19 protein-coding genes and 1 riboswitch are annotated in these 19765 nt (G+C 51.5%); of the genes, 12 read left to right on the top strand and 7 right to left on the bottom strand.

The window, feature by feature from the left end; translation table 11 throughout:
- Positions 1–67 precede the first annotated feature (67 nt).
- The 4 genes from KB559_RS11575 (at position 68) to speD (ending at position 7395) form a co-directional block, all read left to right on the top strand.
- On the top strand, positions 68–2803 hold the full coding sequence (locus tag KB559_RS11575; RefSeq protein WP_211021981.1) for a glycoside hydrolase family 9 protein: 2736 nt from the start codon (positions 68–70) through the stop codon (positions 2801–2803).
- Between the two features lie 97 nt (positions 2804–2900).
- Positions 2901–5891, top strand: coding sequence for a glycoside hydrolase family 48 protein (locus KB559_RS11570; protein WP_211021979.1), 2991 nt, complete (start codon positions 2901–2903; stop codon positions 5889–5891).
- Positions 5892–6101: 210 nt separating this feature from the next.
- Positions 6102–6452 (top strand): DUF2087 domain-containing protein, encoded by a 351-nt coding sequence (locus KB559_RS11565; protein WP_211021977.1) that lies wholly within the window; start codon positions 6102–6104, stop codon positions 6450–6452.
- Between the two features lie 136 nt (positions 6453–6588).
- Positions 6589–7395, top strand: a complete 807-nt coding sequence (speD, locus tag KB559_RS11560) for an adenosylmethionine decarboxylase (protein ID WP_211021976.1) — start codon at positions 6589–6591, stop codon at positions 7393–7395.
- 50 nt (positions 7396–7445) lie between these two features.
- Here the strand turns inward: speD and rpmG are convergent, their stop codons facing one another.
- Both rpmG and KB559_RS11550 read right to left on the bottom strand, forming a co-directional pair.
- A complete protein-coding gene (rpmG, locus tag KB559_RS11555) occupies positions 7446–7595 on the bottom strand; it encodes a 50S ribosomal protein L33 (protein ID WP_059046469.1) in 150 nt (49 codons plus the stop codon).
- 45 nt (positions 7596–7640) lie between these two features.
- On the bottom strand, positions 7641–8897 hold the full coding sequence (locus KB559_RS11550) for a GTP-binding protein (protein WP_211021974.1): 1257 nt from the start codon (positions 8895–8897) through the stop codon (positions 7641–7643).
- 156 nt (positions 8898–9053) lie between these two features.
- Here KB559_RS11550 and KB559_RS11545 point away from each other — a divergent pair, with 156 nt between their 5' ends.
- Both KB559_RS11545 and KB559_RS11540 read left to right on the top strand, forming a co-directional pair.
- Positions 9054–10070 carry a permease gene (locus KB559_RS11545; RefSeq protein WP_211021972.1) on the top strand — a complete coding sequence of 339 codons (1017 nt, stop codon included), beginning with the start codon at positions 9054–9056 and terminating at the stop codon, positions 10068–10070.
- 12 nt (positions 10071–10082) lie between these two features.
- Positions 10083–10991 (top strand): TIGR03943 family putative permease subunit, encoded by a 909-nt coding sequence (locus KB559_RS11540; RefSeq protein WP_211021970.1) that lies wholly within the window; start codon positions 10083–10085, stop codon positions 10989–10991.
- Between the two features lie 29 nt (positions 10992–11020).
- On the opposite strand, the gene KB559_RS11535 is transcribed toward KB559_RS11540, so the two are convergent.
- On the bottom strand, positions 11021–11431 hold the full coding sequence (locus KB559_RS11535; protein WP_211021968.1) for a NusG domain II-containing protein: 411 nt from the start codon (positions 11429–11431) through the stop codon (positions 11021–11023).
- Positions 11432–11636: 205 nt separating this feature from the next.
- Between KB559_RS11535 and KB559_RS11530 the strand changes: the two genes are divergently transcribed.
- Positions 11637–12125 (top strand): flavodoxin domain-containing protein, encoded by a 489-nt coding sequence (locus KB559_RS11530; protein WP_211021966.1) that lies wholly within the window; start codon positions 11637–11639, stop codon positions 12123–12125.
- A gap of 62 nt (positions 12126–12187) precedes the next feature.
- Here the strand turns inward: KB559_RS11530 and KB559_RS11525 are convergent, their stop codons facing one another.
- Entirely contained in the window at positions 12188–13210 is a 1023-nt protein-coding gene (locus tag KB559_RS11525) for an ABC transporter substrate-binding protein (protein WP_211021964.1), read from the bottom strand.
- Between the two features lie 178 nt (positions 13211–13388).
- Positions 13389–14903 (bottom strand): copper amine oxidase N-terminal domain-containing protein, encoded by a 1515-nt coding sequence (locus KB559_RS11520; protein ID WP_247681750.1) that lies wholly within the window; start codon positions 14901–14903, stop codon positions 13389–13391.
- Positions 14904–15085: 182 nt separating this feature from the next.
- Positions 15086–15129: riboswitch (PreQ1 riboswitch) on the top strand.
- Positions 15130–15245: 116 nt separating this feature from the next.
- Between KB559_RS11520 and queC the strand changes: the two genes are divergently transcribed.
- Genes queC through KB559_RS11495 form a run of 5 tightly spaced genes read left to right on the top strand, consistent with a single transcriptional unit; the run spans position 15246 to position 18695 of the window.
- Positions 15246–15926 carry a 7-cyano-7-deazaguanine synthase QueC gene (gene queC / locus KB559_RS11515; protein WP_211021960.1) on the top strand — a complete coding sequence of 227 codons (681 nt, stop codon included), beginning with the start codon at positions 15246–15248 and terminating at the stop codon, positions 15924–15926.
- 2 nt (positions 15927–15928) lie between these two features.
- Positions 15929–16423, top strand: a complete 495-nt coding sequence (gene queD, locus KB559_RS11510) for a 6-carboxytetrahydropterin synthase QueD (protein WP_211021958.1) — start codon at positions 15929–15931, stop codon at positions 16421–16423.
- Positions 16416–17162: a 7-carboxy-7-deazaguanine synthase QueE gene (gene queE, locus KB559_RS11505; protein WP_211021956.1), complete on the top strand. Its 747-nt coding sequence runs from the start codon at positions 16416–16418 to the stop codon at positions 17160–17162. Before queD ends, queE begins: the two co-directional genes overlap by 8 nt.
- 17 nt (positions 17163–17179) lie before the next feature.
- Positions 17180–17677, top strand: a complete 498-nt coding sequence (queF, locus tag KB559_RS11500) for a preQ(1) synthase (protein WP_211021954.1) — start codon at positions 17180–17182, stop codon at positions 17675–17677.
- Positions 17678–17726: 49 nt separating this feature from the next.
- Positions 17727–18695, top strand: a complete 969-nt coding sequence (locus KB559_RS11495) for a 2-hydroxyacid dehydrogenase (RefSeq protein WP_211021952.1) — start codon at positions 17727–17729, stop codon at positions 18693–18695.
- Between the two features lie 88 nt (positions 18696–18783).
- Here the strand turns inward: KB559_RS11495 and KB559_RS11490 are convergent, their stop codons facing one another.
- Entirely contained in the window at positions 18784–19044 is a 261-nt protein-coding gene (locus KB559_RS11490) for a hypothetical protein (RefSeq protein ID WP_247681749.1), read from the bottom strand.
- A 130-nt stretch (positions 19045–19174) separates the two neighbouring features.
- Complete coding sequence (locus KB559_RS11485) at positions 19175–19753, bottom strand: PadR family transcriptional regulator (protein WP_211021950.1); 579 nt, start codon at positions 19751–19753, stop codon at positions 19175–19177.
- Between the last annotated feature and the right edge of the window lie 12 nt (positions 19754–19765).

The raw sequence follows: 19765 nt of genomic DNA, 5'->3' as shown, positions 1-19765 counted from the left end.
ATTTTTTTGTGTACAGCCGAAAGTCGTTTGTTTAGTAGAATCACTCTAAGAGAGGATGAAATCTGCTATGGGCAAATGGTTCAGGAAAAGTAGTGCACTGTCATTCTGTATTTTGTTAGCGCTTACAAGTTATTCGGGATGGTCATCCCTTCCCGGCAAGGCAAGCGCGGCCGCTTCCGATTACAATTATGCCGAGGCGCTGCAAAAATCGATCTATTTCTATGAAACGCAGCGGTCCGGAGAGCTTCCCGATAACAACCGTGTGGAATGGCGCGGGGATTCGGGAATGCAGGACGGTGCGGACGTTGGGCATGATTTGACCGGAGGGTGGTATGATGCCGGGGACCACGTCAAGTTCGGATTCCCGATGGCCTCCACGGCAACCTTGCTGGCCTGGTCGGTGTATGAATACCGCGAAGGCTATGAGCAATCCGGTCAACTGGATGAAATACTGGACAATATTCGCTGGGCAACGGACTATTTTATGAAAGCGCATACGGCCCCGAATGAGTTATGGGGGCAAGTCGGTAACGGAACAGCTGACCATAACTGGTGGGGACCGGCCGAGGTGATGCCGATGCAGCGCCCGGCATATAAAATCGACGCTGCCCATCCCGGTTCCGATCTGGCCGGTGAAACGGCAGCCGCGCTGGCAGCCGCTTCGATCATTTTTAAAGACAGCGATCCGTCTTATTCAGCCGAGCTGCTCCGTCATGCCAAGGAATTGTATAGCTTCGCAGATCAATACCGCGGCAAATACTCCGATAGTATCACGGACGCCACACAGTTTTATAACTCCTGGAGCGGGTACGCCGATGAGCTGAGTTGGGGAGCGGTTTGGCTATACCTCGCTACCCAGGACCAGAATTATCTGGACAAAGCGATCGCTGCCAGCGATTTGTGGGGTACCAATCAGCAGGGGCAATGGGATTACAAATGGACCCACGCCTGGGATGACAAACATTATGGAGCCCAGCTCCTGCTGGCCCGGATCACCGGAGACCCCCGTTTCGTTCAATCCACGGAACGAAATATGGAGTTTTGGACCACCGGCGTTAGCGGTACGGGCGAAAAGGTATCATACACCCCCGGAGGCCTTGCCCATCTCGATCAATGGGGAGCTCTGCGGTATTCCGCCAACCAGGCATTTCTGGCCTTTGTGTATTCCGATTGGGTGAGCGATGCCGCGAAGAAAATAAACGCGCGTTCATTCGCTGAGCAGCAGATCTTGTACATGCTTGGCGACAATCCTCGGAACAGCAGCTATGTTATCGGCTTCGGCGATAATTCGCCGCAGCATCCGCACCACCGTACCTCTCACGGGTCCTGGGCGGACAGTCAGTCCGTACCGGCGAATCATCGGCATGTGCTGTACGGCGCGCTAGTTGGCGGACCTTCAAAAACCGACGCCTACACCGACTCGATCGGGGACTATGTGTCCAACGAAGTTGCGACGGATTACAATGCCGGCTTCACCGGTGCATTGGCCAAAATGATGCTCCTTCACGGCGCCGGCCAACAGCCCCTCTCCTCGTTCCCTGCGCCGGAAACCCGCGAGGACGAAATGTTCGTTGAGGCCTCGGTCAACGCCAGCGGCAGCAACTTCATCGAAATCCGGGCTTTGCTGAACAATCGCTCCGGATGGCCTGCACGCGCCAGCGAAAACATGTCCTTCAAATATTATCTTGATCTCAGTGAAGCCGTCGCCGCCGGGTATGGACCGGAAGACATTACGGTAACGGCCGGAGGCTACAACCAGGGAGCTACCGTATCCCAATTGCAGCCCCACGATGAAGCGAACCACATTTATTATACGAACGTGGATTTCACCGGAACGCGCATCTATCCGGGCGGCCAATCGGCGTACCGCAAAGAGGTGCAATTCCGTATCGCCGGGCCGCTGAACACGAATTTCTGGGATAACAGCAACGACTTTTCGTATCAGGGAATCGGAACTAACAGCGCCGGACCGGTAAAAAGCGCAAATATTCCGGTGTTCGACGCCGGCGTCCGGGTATTCGGCGAAATTCCGCCGGGAGGCGGAAATCCGGGTGAACCCCAAGTCCCTGTAGCGCCTAAAGGAGTAAAAGCGACTCCGGGCAGCGGAACGGTAGACTTGTCCTGGAATGCGGTATCGGGAGCGGCCGATTATGTAATTCAACGTTCGGAAGCGAGCGGCGGTCCTTATACTACCGTAGGCAGCGTGACCGGCACCTCGTTCAGCGATAGCGGCCTGAGCAACGGTACAACCTATTTCTACGTCGTTATGGCGAGAAATCAGGTCGGCAGCAGCCTTCCTTCCGTTCAAGTCAGCGCGACGCCGCGAGAAATCCCCATTCCTGCGGAAGGGGACTTAAGAGTTCAATATCGCACCAACGACACCAATGCCGGAGATAATCAGATCCGGGCCCAGTTCAAGATCGTCAACACCGGAGACGAAGACATTTCGCTCAGCAATGTGAAGCTGCGTTATTATTACACGATCGACGGGGACAAAGCGCAGCAGTTCCACTGCGATTACGCCGCAATCGGCAGCGGAAACGTGAGCGGTTCTTTCGTTAAACTGGACTCCCCTCTTCCGGGGGCCGATTATTATCTTGAAATTAGCTTTGGCCCAAGTGCGGGCACCCTGGCACCGGGTGCCGACACCGGGGAAATTCAAATCCGCTTCAATAAAACCGACTGGACCAATTTTAGCGAAGGCGATGATTATTCTTATGACGGAACAAGGCAAAGTTATGCCGAGTGGGACAAGACGCCATTATACCTGAACGGAACTCTCGTGTGGGGAGCAGAGCCCTGAGCCAAGCCTAGCCAGAATCTGATCAAACTGACTGCCAAGATCGATAAGCAAAGCCATTCAATCCTTACCCAAATTAAATTGAAGGGATGATGGATTTATGAAAAGATCGAACGTGTTCAGGAAACCTCTCTCGCTTGCCTTGACTGCCGCATTATTATTTTCTTTGATAACCGGTGTGTTCGGTGCCGGGACTCCAAAAGCGATGGCCGCCTCCCCGGAAGAAACCCGCTTTCTGCAGCTTTACGATCAGCTTAAAGATCCCGCCAGCGGATATTTTTCGCCCGAGGGCATCCCCTATCACGCTGTTGAAACCTTGATGAGCGAAGCCCCGGACTACGGGCATATGACGACCTCCGAAGCCTACAGTTACTGGATGTGGCTAGAAGTACTGTATGGCCACTATACGGGAGACTGGAGCAAGCTGGAAGAAGCCTGGGATAACATGGAGAAATATATTATCCCGGTGAATGAAGGCGACGGTAAAGAAGAACAGCCGACCATGAGCTATTACAACCCTAACAGTCCGGCGACCTATGCCGCAGAATATGACCAGCCGGACAAGTATCCGAGCCAGCTAAGCGGACAATATGCCGCAGGTAAGGACCCGCTCGATGCCGAGCTGAAGGCGACCTACGGCAATAACCAGACTTATCTTATGCATTGGCTCGTCGATGTGGACAACTGGTACGGATTCGGAAACCTGTTGAACCCCAGCCATACCGCCGCATACGTAAACACCTTCCAGCGCGGCGAACAGGAATCGGTTTGGGAAGCGGTCCCTCACCCCTCCCAGGACGACAAATCGTTCGGTAAACCCGGCGAAGGTTTTATGACCCTCTTCACGAAAGAGAGCAACACGCCGGCCGCACAATGGCGTTATACCAACGCGACGGATGCCGATGCCCGGGCCATTCAAGCCATGTACTGGGCTAAGGAGCTCGGCTATGACAATGAAGTTTATTTGCAAAAGGCCGAAAAAATGGGCGACTATTTGCGCTACGGCATGTACGACAAGTACTTCCAGCAAATCGGCAGCGCCTCCGACGGCTCACCTTCGGCCGGTACCGGCAAAGATGCCGCGCACTATCTGATGGCCTGGTATACCGCCTGGGGCGGCGGGCTTGGAAGCACCGGCAACTGGGCATGGCGCATCGGTGCCAGCCATGCGCATCAAGGCTATCAGAACGTAGTCGCAGCCTATGCCCTGTCCGATCCGGAAGGCGGCTTGATCCCGTCTTCGCCGACGGCGGGGACGGACTGGGCCACTTCGCTGAAACGTCAGCTTGAATTCTACTCCTGGCTGCAGTCCAGCGAAGGCGCCATAGCCGGCGGGGCGACCAACAGCTATGACGGTGCCTATAAAGCTTATCCGGCAGGAACCAGTACGTTCTACGGAATGGCCTATGACGATGCGCCGGTCTATCATGATCCTCCTTCCAACAACTGGTTCGGTATGCAAGCCTGGCCGGTGGAACGGATCGCGGAGTTATACTATATTCTCGCTTCCAATGGAGACACCTCGTCCGAAAACTTCCAAATGGCCAAGCAGGTCGTTGAAAACTGGGTCGACTGGTCGATGGATTACGCCTTCGCCAACAGCCGCCCGGTGACCGATTCGGAGGGCTATTACCTCGATCAGCAAGGGAACCGGGTACTCGGCGGCAACGATCCGCAAATCGATACCGTGTCCGCTCCGGGGGAATTCTGGATTCCGAGCAATCTGGAATGGCAAGGCAAACCGGATAGCTGGAACGGATTCAGCAATCACACCGGCAATCCGGGTCTTCACGTGGTTACGAAAAACCCGGGACAAGACGCCGGAGTGCTCGGCAGCTACATCAAAGCTTTAACCTTCTTTGCAGCCGCTACGAAGGCGGAAAACGGCAGCTACTCCGCACTCGGCAGCCAGGCCGAACAATTGGCCAAATCGCTGCTGGATGCGGCTTGGGGATACAATGACGGTGTCGGCATCACAACGGTAGAGCCTCGCAGCGATTACTACAGATATTTCATGAAGGAAATTTACTTTCCGAACGGATGGAACGGAACCTTCGGCCAGGGCAACGCCATTCCGGGAAGCAGCACCGTTCCTTCCGATCCTGCCAAAGGCGGAGACGGGGTGTACGCCAGCTATATCGATGTCCGTCCGGAAATTACAAACGATCCGGCCTGGTCCTATCTCGAAAACAAATTCAACACGTCCTGGAACCCGCAAACCAAACAATGGGATAACGGGACTCCGGAATTCACGTACCATCGCTTCTGGTCCCAAGTCGACATGGCAACAGCCTATGCCGAATATGACCGGCTGATCAACGGCGGCGGAGGAGGCCCGGTAGAGCCTGTGGCTCCTAAAGCGCCGACAGGCCTTAAGGCGACAGCCGGCGACGCTCAAGTCGGTTTGACCTGGAACAAACCGGCCGGCGCCGAGTCTTATACGGTCAAACGGGCCACCCTCAGCGGAGGACCATACACCGACATCGCCACGATTTCCGAAACGGCTTACACCGATTTCGACGTGGTCAACGACACGACTTACTACTATGTGGTAAGCGCAGGCAATGCGGCAGGTTCCAGCCCGGATTCCGCAGAAGTCAGCGCGACGCCGACAGAGGCGCCGATTCCCGCGGAAGGCGATTTGACCGTCCAATACCGGACGAATGACAACAACGCGAACGACAATCAAATCCGGGCCCAATTCAAAATCGTCAACAACGGGGACGAAGCTATTGCGTTAAGCGATGTAAAGCTGCGTTATTATTACACCATCGATGGAGACAAAGCCCAGCAGTTCCATTGCGACTATGCCGCGATCGGAAGCGGTAATGTCAGCGGCACTTTCGTCAAGGTGGACCCTGCTCTTCCGGGAGGAGATTACTATATCGAGATCTCCTTCGGTGCCGGAGCCGGAAGCCTGGCCCCCGGTACGGACTCCGGAGAAATTCAAGTCCGCATCAATAAAACCGACTGGACTAATTATGCGGAAGCGGACGATTTCTCTTATGACTCGACCAAATCGGCATATGCCGACTGGGAGCGCGTTCCCGCTTACCTGAACGGCAGCCTCGTTTGGGGACTCGAGCCTTAATCGCGATCATCGCAATGAAAGCCCGGCGGATGCCTCCGCCGGGCTATTTTTGTTCTTGGTTAGGTTCAAAACGATTAACTGTTAAAGGGCATGGAGCAAGTTCGTATTTGACTCCTTTAACTTATTAGACTATTATCTAATTAAACATTCATCGAATTTAATTGACTTCATTTTCTGTTCAATTCGAACAACTTAAGGAGGGTCTTATTCATGCAACTTCAGCCAAACGAAAAACAAGAGACGGAGCGGTTGACCTTAGAGTCTAAACAGCAGGCACTGCAAAACAGCGTTATCCGAAACTTTTTTACCGCGGAGGGTACATTGAAACACCTGCCCGCCCAATACAAGAAGAAGCTGATCGTATTGCATCATCTTGTATCCTTGCTGGATCCGGTGCGGAAATATGCGGAAAAAGAGATCAACGAATTTATCAAGCAGTTTCACGGCGATTATGCCACCATCCGCAGAGAATTCATCATTCACCGGCTGATGTCCCGGGATCAGGAGGTTTATGAAGTAAATCCCCGGGATCAATGGGAAAGATGGGATGATTTGAACTGAAGTTACTTCCCCCCGCGGCTAACTATTTGCCTCTACCTCCCTCCGAGACGTTTTTTCCGGGACAGAATGGGTATAAAAGTAAGGTAATGCAAACAAACTTTACCTTGAGAACAGCCATGAAAAGGGGGATTCCCTCATGAAACTGACCCAGGAACAGCGGATCCAGTTGCACGAGTTTAACAATTTGACCAAATCGCTAAGTTTTAATATGTATGATATTTGCTATACGCGAACCAAAGAAGAACGGGAAGCCTATATCGCCTACATTGACGAACAGTACAATTCCGACCGGCTTACGAAAATTTTGACCACCGTTGCGGAAATTATCGGCGCCCATGTTCTTAATGTGGCAAAGCAGGATTATGTCCCTCAAGGGGCCAGCGTTACCGTGCTTGTTTCGGAGGGGCCGGTGGTGGAGGTGCCGAACGAATCGTTCGAGGAATCGCCCGGACCTCTGCCGGATAATGTAGTCATCCAGTTGGACAAAAGCCATATTACCGTCCATACGTATCCGGAGTACGATCCGAATGAAGGAATTTGCACATTCCGGGCGGATATCGATGTCTCGACTTGCGGTGAAATTTCACCGCTGAAGGCGCTGAATTATTTAATCCACTCTTTCGATACCGATATAATGACGATCGATTACAGAGTCAGGGGCTTCACGCGCGATATCAACGGTCAGAAGCTGTTCATCGACCATGATATCAGTTCTATCCAGAACTATATCCCCGACGAGGTGCTTGACCAGTACCATATGATTGACGTCAATGTGTACCAGGAGCATATTTTCCATACCAAATGCAAACTGAAGGAATTCGATCTGAACAATTACCTGTTCGGCTACACCAAGGACACACTTAGTCCGCAGGAGCAACTGGAAATTACGGAGCGTTTGACGATCGAGATGGACGAAATATTTTATGGGAAAAATATTATTTGACCGGCCTGGGGCCGGTCTTATTTATTTTGAGGCAGTCCTATATCCCCAGGCTATCTTGTTTCTCTGTGAATCGTATATTTTCTCAGCCGAGGCGAATATTTACGCAATTCCAGACGCTCCGGATGAGTTTTTTTGTTTTTGGTGGTCGTATAGTTTCTGTCCCCGCATTCCGTGCAAGCCAAAGTGACAACTACGCGCATAACCTTCACCTCCTTCCTGGTTCGGTACAATTCTATAAAATCCGGTCATTTGCCCATGGCGGCCTCATAATCCTCATCACTGATCCAGGGGAGCGGGTTGTTGAAACCGGACCAATCCAGCTCCATCTCCTCCGCCGTAAGCAGGCAATCGTCGAGGTCCCGCTCCAGCCCGCTTCGATCCATATCGATGCCGATTAACACGACTTCGTTCAAACGGTCACCCCAGACGGAATCCCATTTCGCCAGTACCTCCGGTTCTGTCTCGAACACCGTTTTCCGTTCTTCCTCATTGAGAGCAGCCACCCACCTGCCGGCCGGACCGAATTGGATCGAGGGGCCGGCTTGGCTCAGGCTTGCCGCCAGATCATGCTTTACTGCAAGCCATACGGTTCCTTTGGCTCTCACGACTTCAACCGGCCAATTTTCCAGCACCTTGGCGAGCCTTTCCGGATGAAAAGGTTTCGATCTCCGGTACACGAAGGAACCTATGCCGTACTCCTCCGTCTCGGGCGTATGCTCTTCCCTCTGAAGCTCTTTGATCCAACCGGCGGACAGGCTGGCTTTTTCGAAATCAAATCGGCCCGTGTTCAATATCTCCTTCGGATCGACCACACCGTTGCTTGAAGTAATCAGCTTGGCCGTCGGCTGCAGTCTGCGAAGCACTCCCTTAAGCTCTTCGAGATCGTCCTGGCTCACCAGATCGCATTTATTCAGGATCAGCACATCACAGGTTTCGATCTGGTCGATCAGTAAATCGACCACGTCCCGGGTATCCTCTTCCCCTGTCGCCTGTCCCCGGTCGAGTAGCGTTTCGCCCGAGCTGAAATCATGCCAGAACCGATAGGCATCCACCACGGTCACCATGGTGTCCAGTCTGGCAAAGGCGGTCAAGTCGATTCCCGTATCAGGATCTTCATAAGTAAAGGTTTGGGCTATGGGAACCGGCTCGCTGATTCCGGTAGATTCAATCAAAATGTAATCAAACCGGCCTTCCGCCGCCAGCTTTTGGACCTCTCTCAGCAAATCGTCCCGGAGCGTACAGCAGATGCAGCCGTTGGACAGCTCCACCAGCTTCTCTTCCGTTCTGGATAGCTGGGCCCCGTTGCTCACAAGGCCGGCGTCGATATTAATTTCACTCATGTCGTTTACGATTACGGCTACTTTCATGCCGCCGCGCTGGTTCAGAACGTGGTTAAGCAGCGTGGTCTTGCCTGACCCCAGATAGCCGCAAAGCACGGTGACGGGTATTATTTTCGTATCCAATGTCACTAACTCACTTGCCCCTTCCAATTTAAGTGTCATTTCTTATTCGTAATTATTACGATTAATAACAATTACTATATCCCCCGCTAACCAAGTTGTCAACGGTTCACGAAAATTTTGCTTTTCTGTTCTGAACTCTTATTCAGCTAAATAGTAATGATTATGATTAAGAATCCCGTAAAGGAGATCCCGTCGATGAACAAACTCTTTCCGCTCCGCATCCTTCCCATTTTGGCGCTTGCCGCGTTCATTTTGGCTTGTATGACCGTCCTCTTGCCTCTCGCCGCAGGCTCCGTCGATTTAACCTACCTATATACGTTCCGGACAAGCTTTCTCGGCATATTGCTGGAGGCACTGCCGTTTGTCCTGCTAGGCTCGATATTGTCCTCGCTGGTGCATTTATACGTATCCGAACAATTGCTGAAAAAGTGGATCCCCAAAAATCCGGCCGCCGGAATTTTGACCGCCTGTATTCTCGGGCTCTTGTTCCCCGTTTGCGAGTGCGGCATGATTCCGCTGATCCGCAGACTCATCCAGAAAGGTATGCCCGTATATATTGCGACAGTTTTCATTCTATCGGGGCCGATTATCAATCCGGTCGTCTTCGGCGCGACCTACATGGCTTTCCGGCTGTATCCCGAGATGGTTTACGCCCGGATGGGACTGGCCTTTTTCGTAGCCGCCTCCATCGGGGTCATGATTTACGTCACCTGGAAAACAGACCCGCTTAAAACGGCTTCTGCATCCGGAGCAACCGCTCAAGACCATCACGCTCACCATTCCCATTCAAATCAAGGTAAAAAGAAGTGGACCTCCATCTTTGTCCACACGGCGGATGAATTTTTCGATATGGGCAAATATTTGTTGCTAGGCTGCATGCTTACCGCAGGAATTCAATCCTTTGTGGCCAAAGAAAGCCTTGAATCCATCGGCAGCGGCCCTATCAGCGCCTATGTGTTCATGATGGGATTCGCATTTCTGCTGTCTCTTTGCTCCACTTCCGATGCTTTTGTCGCCCAAACGTTTCTCCATTCGTTTTCTTCCGGATCCCTGCTCGCTTTCCTCGTCTTCGGTCCGATGCTTGATTTCAAAAATACACTAATGCTGCTGTCCGTTTTCAAAACGAAATTCGTCATTTACTTGGCTTTTCTGATTTGTACGGTGGTCTTTACGGGGGCAGTTGCTGTAGATGCTTTCTTTTTAAGCCAATAGGAGGGAATTATGATGAATGAAGAACCGGTCTTCCGGAGCCATGAACTGATCCGCAGTCTCATCCTACTCGGCTTCGCCATATATATCGCTCGTCTGTCCGCTACAGGCTATCTTCAATATTACGTTGCACCGGAAATGTATCCTTGGCTACGGCTGAGCGTCATTCCGCTCGTCGCGCTATCCGTCAATCTTGCGTACCGGGCTATGTTCGGGACGAAGCACGGTGTGGATTGCCATTGCCAACACCCCGTCACCGGTTCCAAACTCAAACATGCGGCGATTTATGCCCTATTTATTCTTCCGATACTATTAGGAAGCCTACTTCCCGACCAGGCTCTCGGGGTTACGGCCGCAGCAAAAAAAGGCATGATTCTCGGATCGCCCGTACTGACCAGAGAACAGCTGGACGGCAAATTCAAAGCACCGGACAAGTACAATGTGGAATTTGCCGAACTGGCCAAGCTGCTATATGTGCAGGATCCAATCGAAGTTAAACCGGAAATATATTCAGAAATCGTAGGGTCTATACAATTGTTCAAAGAGGAGTTCAAGGGAAAGAGGATCAGGCTGAGCGGTTTTGTTTACCGCGATGAGGGCGTTTCACCGGATGATGAATTTGTCCTGGGACGTTTTCTCGTGCAATGCTGCACGGCGGATGCTTATCCCTTCGGCGTTCCGGTCCTTCTTCAGGCTAACCATCCCGCCGTCCGAAACGATGCATGGTTAGAAGTCGAGGGGAACTTGGTTACGGTAATTCGCGAAGATAGGGAAGTTATTGCGGTTGAAGCCGAGTTGGTGACCGAAATTCCACGACCGGATACTCCTTATATTTATCTCAACAGTAAAGCGGTGGAACAATGGATCCAAGAGGCAAGAGAGTCTTCTGGAGGTATTAAGCCGGGGGCTGGGGATGACTCGTAAAGACAAACTCCAAGCTTGGGCTTTCCCGCTTAACGGACATAAGCATCCACTTCATCTTCCTCATTCTCCTTGCTACCTTTATTTCCGGCAATTTCCACGTAGACCCGGTTCGGGACGCAGATAATGGTCTCATTCGGCCGGGATATGAATCCCATGGCCATGGAAATTTTTTTGGGACAATCCGCAAAAATCATCTGGATGCCCCCGTCAAACTTTTTAAGAATATTATGCCCGAACTCGGTTTTAATCTCGATTTGTTCGGTCGCTCCATTCAGGGGAACGGTTTTGTACAATTGACCGTCCACCGTGATGACCGCATTCAGGTCTGCCGGATTATATGTATGACTCTGTTCGTTAAAATAGCGGAGCCCCAGCCAGAGGATACCTACTGCGACAAGCACAGCGATGAGCCAGAGATCGCCCTTTTTCAACTTCAGCATGTATGTCAATCTTCCCTTCACGGATCAGGGCTCAACCCCGTTTAATTGTAATAATTACGAATATAGGACAATATTAAAAAATTTCTTATTCTTTTGTCAATGCGCAAAGATATGGTCGCAAGCTTAGCAGTATGATAAATCTCTTATCTCTTTGAAGCTCCATTATATATAATTTGGAAAATGCGATTTGAACAGGAGGTTCGCTATGAGTGTATTGATTGCTTATGCCGGAAAGTACGGCTGTACGGCAAAATGCGCGTCCATGCTGGAAAGCCGGTTGACGGGTCCGGTAAGTATCGTTAATTTGCATCATGACCCCCTTCCCGACCTCGCTGCTTTTGAAAAGATAATTATCGGAGGATCCATCTACTACGGACAATGGCAAAAGCCTTGCGTCCGGCTCTGCCAGGAACATCTGAAGACTCTCTTGCAAAAAAAGGTCGGGGTGTTCGTTTGCTGCGGGTCCCCCGAGCAAGCAGACCAGTTTATCGCCCGTGCCCTGCCGTCCGAATTGCGGGATTCCGCCCTGAAGATCTCGTGCTTCGGAGGAGAACTGAAACCGGACGATATGAACTGGTGGGACCGGTTCGTTACGTCCATGGTAGCGAGATCCGCCGCCAAAAAGAACGCTCCCCCCTCAACTATACTGCAGGAAGCTATTGTTGATTTTTCAACTGCCATGAATAAAGCATAAAATTAAAGGGCTGCCGCAATCTTAAGGGAACTTAAGAATACGGCAGCCCGTTTAATAAAGGTTTACTTTTGATTTTGGCTAATGATCAGATCCGTCAGGATGTCGATCTGTTTCTCCAGGTTCAGACCGTCAACCATCCAGAATTGCTTCATATCCAGCATATAAACGTGATTATTCTTAACCGAAGGGAGGTTCTTCCACACTGCCCCGTTCATGACTTCCTTGGCCCGTTCCGCCCCGCCGTCCGGTTCATATACGGTAACAAACATATGGTCGGCCGCATAATCTCCAAGCACCTCAAGCGAGATATCGCTGCCGGTTCCAGGGAACACTTCGGATTCGATCTTCGGCAACGGCTTCAGCCCGAACATTTTATACAAATTGAATCCGGCATCTCTTGTAGCCGGCCATACCCAGAAGTTTTTGGCCCAGATCGAATACGTACCGATTGTTTCGTCCGGTCCGATGACCTCTTGCAGCTTTTGCTTAGCTTCTTCCGCTTTCTTTTGATAACGTGCGATGAATTCTTCCGCTTCTTTTTCGCGGCCAAGCAAATCACCCATCGTTCTCACTTCGTCAATCGGATCGATGCCTTCCCATCCGGTGGTAGCCAGCGTTACTGTCGTCGTGATTTTTTTCAATTGCTCTGCGATATCAGCAGGTGTATAGGAAGGGATAATGATCAGGTCCGGATTCAGTTCCAATACCTTCTCGACGGAGATATCGCCTACATTGACTACACCCTCCAGTTCTTTTTCCAAGAGCACGGAATTCTCCAATGCCACCGAGCCTGCGCCGACCGGCTTAACGCCAAGTGCCGCCAAATCGCCCAGGTGAGTAATCGAAACGATCCGCTGCGGGTTCGTCGGAACTTCAATGTCCCCGTTCAGATCTTTGAACGTTTTCGTCTTCGCTGCATCTGTATTCGAGGCCTGGTTGCCTGAATTCTGATTGGTTTGATTTGCTGGTGCATTGTCTGTATTTCCGGCTTTATTCCCGCCATTCTGTCCCCCGCAAGCGGATAGGACGATGGACAGTAACAAGATCGCCGTCAAAGATAGAAAGCTGTGCTTCATGTAACGCATAGTTTGACCCTCCATTGTCACTGATAATGATTATCATTTTCTTTATGGTTTCATATTATATCAGGAGCGCCCCCCTTGTCTACAAAAAAAAGATGGATGCTTCGAGCATAGTCGAAGCAAATCCATCTTCTTTAAAGGATAATATTCGAAATCCGGCATTTCATAAAATCAGTTGCGCTTATGGGCGCTCCACCGTAATCCAGCCCTCTTCGTCAACGTTGACCGTTGCTCCAAGCGATTCCGCAATAAAACGCAGCGGCACATACATTGTTCCATCTTCATGAACAAACACGGCCTGCGGCAGCGTAACCGGCTGGCCATTCACGGTAGCCTTGTTAGAGCCTTTAGTCACGGCGATCTTCGCACCGGTAATATCGTCGGTAATGACGATTTGACTGGAGCCCGGCGTCCACTTCACATCGGCATCCAGTTGTTCCGACAAGTAGCGGAGCGGTACGAAGGAGGTGTTCTTTTTGGAGATGACCTCATAATAGTCGTTGTAAGGATCGAGCAAAATATACTTATACGAAATTTGCATTTCGTCCTTCAAGATTTTGTATATCACCGAATTTGTATCAAAATTGCGCAGAATTTGCCCAGGAGTCAAGTATGGGTCCATGGCGTCGATGACTCCGGCCGCGGTATTCACTTCGTCCGTTTTCACGGTTCCGCCGACGTTCCATATCTCGCTGTCCACATGGACTTTAACCGCTTGAATCGGCAAATCTTCCGACGCAGGAAGGGCGATATTCAGTTCCACCTTTTCCTTGCGGATATTCAGCTTGCTGTCAAAATAGAGATTCATCTTCAATACAGTATCTTTGCCCAGGATCGTCGCAAGTTCCGGCGTCTCCGCCATCAAATCCGCCATTTGCTGGTCGTAATCGGCTAACAGATTGTTCAGCTCTTCCTGAAGCGCTGCAGCCATTGCCGCTACAGTAACCGCTTTGGATTCGGGAAGAATGTCCGTTGCATAGGAATCGATGATATCCGTACCCATTCCCGAACTCATCAGCGGATAGAATACATCGTAAAAAGTTCCGATCAGGTCTTTGACTCCCTGTTCATCCTTGGCGACACTCGTCAGAAACGGTTTGATCAAACCGATCAGCTCATCCCCCCGCAATTCAACCTGCAGGTTGGTCAAATTCAAGGATTCCCCGTTTACGGTTTCACTGCCCTGCTTTACCGATACCTTGCTCGGATTCGGCAAATGCTTCAGAACAAACTCGCTCGCCTTCTTCGTTAATTGCTGGATTTGATCCTGATACTCCGTCATATCCGGCATGCCTGTGTCGGCGGGATCAAGCGATATGTATACCGGCTGCTTGGCTCCTTCAACCTGAATCGCCATTCCTTTATCGTCCATCGACAAATGGAAAGGCAGCTTGTTACCGTCGTACCCGACCGATCCCTTGATCGAAATATTGGAAGCATCCTGCATCTTGGCGCTATCCACATTCAGCGAGAAGGAATTGATCAGATCGATCGTCTTCTTATCTTCCGCAGAGAGCGTTCCTGTCGCCGGAACAAGCTCTACCGACAGAGTCTGCTTGGATTCACTTGATGTCGGCTGGATGCTTTGAACCAACGCCTTGTTGATATCAAAGCCCGCCACTGCCTGGCAGCCCGCGAGCGCAATCATCAGAAGCGTCAGCGGAAGCGCAAGCCATTTGAATTTTATTGTCTTCATCCCCATGAGTCCCCCTCTTCATCATATTATTCCATTATCATCCAACGGTTTCGGGTTTGTAAATAGAGAATTAGGCGGATTTATTTGCTTACATTACCATACCGCCTGAGGCGGCAAGTATGTTATAATGGCTGCGGGCGCAAGCCTGTGACAATTGAAAAAAAGATCCTTGCGGCTATCGCACGGAAGAGGTTCGCGAACTCCCTCTATAAAAAACTAATGGTGCCCCTGCCTGAGTAGCATGGGCTTGTTTTTTTGCGGTGTAAGTTCAAGAACTCTCTTTCTTCCCAGAAGGCGTTTGCTCGCCTTCGGATCAATCCAAGAAGAATGAGAGGTTTTTTTATGCTTAAAAATGAAAAAGCGGTCGTTGTTTTCAGCGGCGGCCAGGACAGTACCACCTGCTTGTTTTGGGCGCTTGAGCAGTTCCGTGAAGTCGAAGCCGTCACCTTCGATTACGGTCAGCGCCATTCTCTGGAAATCGAATGCGCCAAAGGAATCGCGGATGAATTGGGGGTTAAATTGACCGTCCTGGACATGTCCCTCCTCGGTCAATTGACGCAAAATGCGCTCACCCGCAGCGACATCCCGATCACGCATGAGGAAGGGGAGCTTCCCAGCACCTTTGTGGAGGGCCGGAACCATCTATTCCTCAGCTTTGCTGCGGTACTGGCCAAAGGCGTCGGAGCACGCCACCTGGTAACCGGTGTATGCGAGACCGACTTCAGCGGATACCCGGACTGCCGGGACGCTTTCGTTAAATCGCTGAACGTGACCTTGAATCTGGCGATGGACTTTGATTTCGTCATTCATACGCCCCTGATGTGGATTGACAAAGCCCAAACCTGGCAACTGGCCGATGAGCTGGGCGCTTTCGATTTTGTCCGCGAACGTACGCTGACCTGCTATAACGGAATCATCGGGGACGGCTGCGGCGACTGTCCCGCCTGCAAGCTCAGAAGAGCCGGAATGGACAGCTATCTTCAGACTCGCGGTACCGGCGGCTCCGTCAAGGAGGAGTTCTAAATATGGAACGGACACCCGGAGAATTTCGAATCGTAGAACAGTTGCAGGTGCTTGGTCAGGACATCGCCAAAGAGCAGCTCCGTTATCATCGTCGGCGCGTGCTCGTCAGCAAGGAGTTTACCTTCGATGCGGCCCACCATCTGCACGCATATGACGGGAAATGCAAAAACCTGCACGGCCATACGTACAAAGTAGTCTTTGGTATCAGCGGAAAGCCCGACGAGGTGGGGATCACCGTCGACTTCGGCACGATCAAGCAAATTTGGAAGGAAGAAATCGAAGGCTATTTGGATCACCGCTATTTGAATGAAACGCTGCCTCCGATGAATACGACGGCCGAGAATATGGTCGTTTGGCTCTTTGAGAAGATGGAAGCCTCCATGGCATTGGAGTGCTACCGCTCTTCTCTCCCGGAGGCCCGTACGGAATTCGTACGCCTGTACGAGACACCGACAAGTTACGCGGAAGCTAGACGGGAGTGGATGAGGGATGAATGAAGAAATCAAACAACAGCACATTCCCGTGCTTGAAATATTCGGCCCGACTGTTCAGGGCGAAGGCATGGTTATCGGACAAAAGACGATGTTCGTCCGCACCGCAGGCTGTGATTATCGCTGCAGCTGGTGCGACTCCGCTTTCACCTGGGACGGCAGCGCCAAAGAGTTGATCTCCCGGATGACCCCTGCGGAGATTTGGAACGAACTGTACCGGATCGGAGGCGACCGGTTCTCGCACGTGACCTTGTCCGGCGGGAATCCTGCCCTCCTGCCTCAGTTGGAGGGACTTGTCTCTTTGCTCCGGAGCAAAGGCATCACGGTGGCCGTAGAGACGCAAGGCTCCCGGTGGCAGGACTGGCTGAGCGACATTCACCAGGTGACGATCTCCCCTAAGCCGCCCAGCTCGGGAATGAATACCGATTGGGCCATGCTGGACGAGATCGTCGCCAAGCTCGATGGACGACCTGCTCCCTTGGCGGTGAGCCTCAAGGTCGTCGTGTTCGACGATGCCGACCTTGCCTACGCCAAGCAGGTGCACGCCCGTTATCCGGGCGTTGCGATGTTCCTGCAGGTCGGCAACCCCGATGTGCGGCGTATGGACATCGGCCACCACGCCGCTGACTTGCTGCATCGTTACGAAGCACTCATAGACCGGGTTATGTCTATGAGCGATTTGAACGATGTACGTGTTCTTCCCCAGCTTCATGCCCTGGTATGGGGCAACAAGCGGGGAGTTTAAAAAAGGAGGATATAAGAATGTCAGGAAGACGACCCGAAGAAATGCAAAATGTTAGTCTGTTGGGCAATCAGGGAGTTCAATATCCGATGACTTATGCGCCCGAAATGTTGGAAAGCTTTGATAACAAGCATCCTTATCGGGATTACTTTGTAAAATTCAATTGTCCGGAATTCACCAGCCTTTGTCCGATTACCGGTCAACCCGATTTTGCCACCATTTACATCTGTTATATTCCGGATATCAAAATGGTGGAGAGCAAATCGCTCAAATTGTATTTGTTCAGTTTCCGTAATCACGGTGATTTTCACGAGGATTGCGTTAATATTATAATGAATGATCTGATTAAGCTGATGGACCCCAAATATATTGAGGTATGGGGAAAATTCACGCCGCGCGGCGGAATTTCCATCGATCCGTACTGCAACTACGGCCGTCCCGGAACAAAATATGAAGCTATGGCCGAACATCGCCTGCTGAATCATGACCTTTATCCCGAAAAGGTGGATAATCGCTAATTCATGTTTTGATTCGGTTACCGTCCCTGACTTGGAGAGGAGAACGCTCATGAAACCTAAAGTGTTTATTGCCAGAAAAGTTCCTCCTGAAGTTGAAGCTTATCTTGAAGAACATTGCGATTGCAGCAAGTGGGATCAACCCAAGCCTATTCCCCGCGAACGCCTGCTTGAAAGCCTGGGAAATGCTGAGGGGCTCCTCACCTCAGGCGGCAAAATCGACGCAGAGCTGCTGGAACGCGCCCCTCTGTTGCGCGCGGTCAGTACGATCAGTGTCGGCTATAACAATTTCGACATTGAAGCGATGAAGGCGCGGCGGATACTCGGTACGAATACGCCCGGGGTGCTGAATGAAACGGTAGCCGATTTGATTATGGCGCTCATGTTGTCCACGGCCCGCCGGATCGCGGAATTGGACAAGTATGTAAAGGATGGCCGCTGGAAGCGGGGCGATGACGAGATCTTCTTCGGATTGGACGTCCATCATAAAAAGCTCGGCATTATCGGGATGGGCGGCATCGGAGAGGCGGTCGCACGCCGGTGCAGACTCGGCTTCGGCATGGAGGTGCTTTATCATAACCGTCACCGCAAGCCGGAGGCCGAAGCAGAACTGCAAGCGGAATACCGCACTCTTCACCAACTGCTGAGTGAATCCGATTTCGTCGTGATAATGACGCCGTTGACGCCGGAAACCCGCGGACTCATCGGACAGCCGGAGTTTGATCTCATGAAACGTACGGCGGTGTTCATCAATGCATCGCGCGGTGCAACTGTGGATGAATCGGCTTTGATCCAGGCTTTGAAGAACAAACAAATTTACGGAGCCGGGCTGGATGTATTTGAGCGGGAGCCGATCGAGGCTGACCATCCGCTGCTAACCTTACCGAACGTCGTAACCCTGCCGCATATCGGCTCTTCCACGGAGCATACGCGCCGCGAGATGGCCATGGCCGCCGCCAAAAACCTGGTGTTGGCGCTGCAAGGGCATACCCCTCCGAATGTAGTAAAGGAACTGAGGTAGAGAAACAGAGAAACGATCATCCCTAAATTCAAAAACTCCCCAAGCTCCATGAATCATGGGCTTGGGGAGTTTTTGGCATTCCGGTAAATTAATCTTCGAATCCCGTATGATACTTCCGTTCGCTGGAAGAGGCGTGCTTCGTCGCTTCCTTGTCCTTCTCCTCGCGGACTTCAAGATTCAAATCCTCGACCGGAATCGGATCGACGTTTTGCTCGCTTTCGAACATATCGAACAAGCTGGGCTGTTCCGTAGGATATTGCTCGGGATGATCCCGGGTGGGAATCTCCCCGGTCTTCGGGGTTTCTTTCGAGCGATCCGGGAAACCGGCATCGTTCCGTTCGTTATCCATGATTTTCACCTCGTCTACGGCTTTGTACTTCCTTTATACCTCAAAACCTTCCGGAATAAACACGGGAAGTGTTCGAGAGTTAAGACGAGAGTAATAGAATCAATCTACAACAGCATTGGAATAGCAGCGCCTAATCCTCTTCCAATAACGGAGAGAAAGCCACCTCGTTCAGGCGCCCCGCCTCGGTATCTTCCAACAGCCGGACCAGCCAGGCGAGCTCGGTTTTGGCATGTTCATATCGCCCGGCCATTAAATGCAGAACGCTCCGCGGCACTGTCCCCTTATGCTCGCAATACACCTGATAACAGTAATTCACGTGATGCTCGGCCTCCCGTACCCGGTCCCGGAGAATAGCGGCGATCTTCTCGCGGTCCCCTTTTCCGGCAAACACCAGGGCGATGTACATCGGATGAAAAGGAATATCCTCCTCCTTGAACCGGTCCAGCAGCAGCTTGTGAAAATAAGCCCTCCCCTTGTCCGTAATCCGATATACGGTTTTGTCCGGACGGGTGTCGCTTTGTATGGTTTCCACCGCTTCGATATACGACTGTTTCGCCAGTTGATCAACAGCATAATAGAGCGAACCGATTTTGAATCTGCCCTGGAAATCCAGAAAGCGGTCCTTCATCCGGCTCCGGATTTCATAAGGATGCATATCCTCTTCCATCAACAAACCGAGAATGCTTAGACGGATCGATAAAGCTTGCATATCAAACCGTCC

Source organism: Paenibacillus sp. Marseille-P2973, from assembly GCF_018101095.1.
Taxonomy (GTDB): Bacteria; Bacillota; Bacilli; order Paenibacillales; family Paenibacillaceae; genus Fontibacillus; species Fontibacillus vini.
Note: the sequence above shows the minus strand (reverse complement) of the source record. Positions and strands in the feature narration are given on the sequence as shown.

Bases quoted from the DNA above. Each gene is read 5' to 3' on its own strand.
- KB559_RS11575 (WP_211021981.1), top strand. From the start codon at position 68: ATGGGCAAATGGTTCAGGAAAAGTAGTGCACTGTCATTCTGTATTTTG.
- KB559_RS11570 (WP_211021979.1), top strand. From the start codon at position 2,901: ATGAAAAGATCGAACGTGTTCAGGAAACCTCTCTCGCTTGCCTTGACT.
- KB559_RS11565 (WP_211021977.1), top strand. From the start codon at position 6,102: ATGCAACTTCAGCCAAACGAAAAACAAGAGACGGAGCGGTTGACCTTA.
- speD (WP_211021976.1), top strand. From the start codon at position 6,589: ATGAAACTGACCCAGGAACAGCGGATCCAGTTGCACGAGTTTAACAAT.
- rpmG (WP_059046469.1), bottom strand. From the start codon at position 7,595: ATGCGCGTAGTTGTCACTTTGGCTTGCACGGAATGCGGGGACAGAAAC.
- KB559_RS11550 (WP_211021974.1), bottom strand. From the start codon at position 8,897: ATGACACTTAAATTGGAAGGGGCAAGTGAGTTAGTGACATTGGATACG.
- KB559_RS11545 (WP_211021972.1), top strand. From the start codon at position 9,054: ATGAACAAACTCTTTCCGCTCCGCATCCTTCCCATTTTGGCGCTTGCC.
- KB559_RS11540 (WP_211021970.1), top strand. From the start codon at position 10,083: ATGAATGAAGAACCGGTCTTCCGGAGCCATGAACTGATCCGCAGTCTC.
- KB559_RS11535 (WP_211021968.1), bottom strand. From the start codon at position 11,431: ATGCTGAAGTTGAAAAAGGGCGATCTCTGGCTCATCGCTGTGCTTGTC.
- KB559_RS11530 (WP_211021966.1), top strand. From the start codon at position 11,637: ATGAGTGTATTGATTGCTTATGCCGGAAAGTACGGCTGTACGGCAAAA.
- KB559_RS11525 (WP_211021964.1), bottom strand. From the start codon at position 13,210: ATGCGTTACATGAAGCACAGCTTTCTATCTTTGACGGCGATCTTGTTA.
- KB559_RS11520 (WP_247681750.1), bottom strand. From the start codon at position 14,903: ATGAAGACAATAAAATTCAAATGGCTTGCGCTTCCGCTGACGCTTCTG.
- queC (WP_211021960.1), top strand. From the start codon at position 15,246: ATGCTTAAAAATGAAAAAGCGGTCGTTGTTTTCAGCGGCGGCCAGGAC.
- queD (WP_211021958.1), top strand. From the start codon at position 15,929: ATGGAACGGACACCCGGAGAATTTCGAATCGTAGAACAGTTGCAGGTG.
- queE (WP_211021956.1), top strand. From the start codon at position 16,416: ATGAATGAAGAAATCAAACAACAGCACATTCCCGTGCTTGAAATATTC.
- queF (WP_211021954.1), top strand. From the start codon at position 17,180: ATGTCAGGAAGACGACCCGAAGAAATGCAAAATGTTAGTCTGTTGGGC.
- KB559_RS11495 (WP_211021952.1), top strand. From the start codon at position 17,727: ATGAAACCTAAAGTGTTTATTGCCAGAAAAGTTCCTCCTGAAGTTGAA.
- KB559_RS11490 (WP_247681749.1), bottom strand. From the start codon at position 19,044: ATGGATAACGAACGGAACGATGCCGGTTTCCCGGATCGCTCGAAAGAA.
- KB559_RS11485 (WP_211021950.1), bottom strand. From the start codon at position 19,753: ATGCAAGCTTTATCGATCCGTCTAAGCATTCTCGGTTTGTTGATGGAA.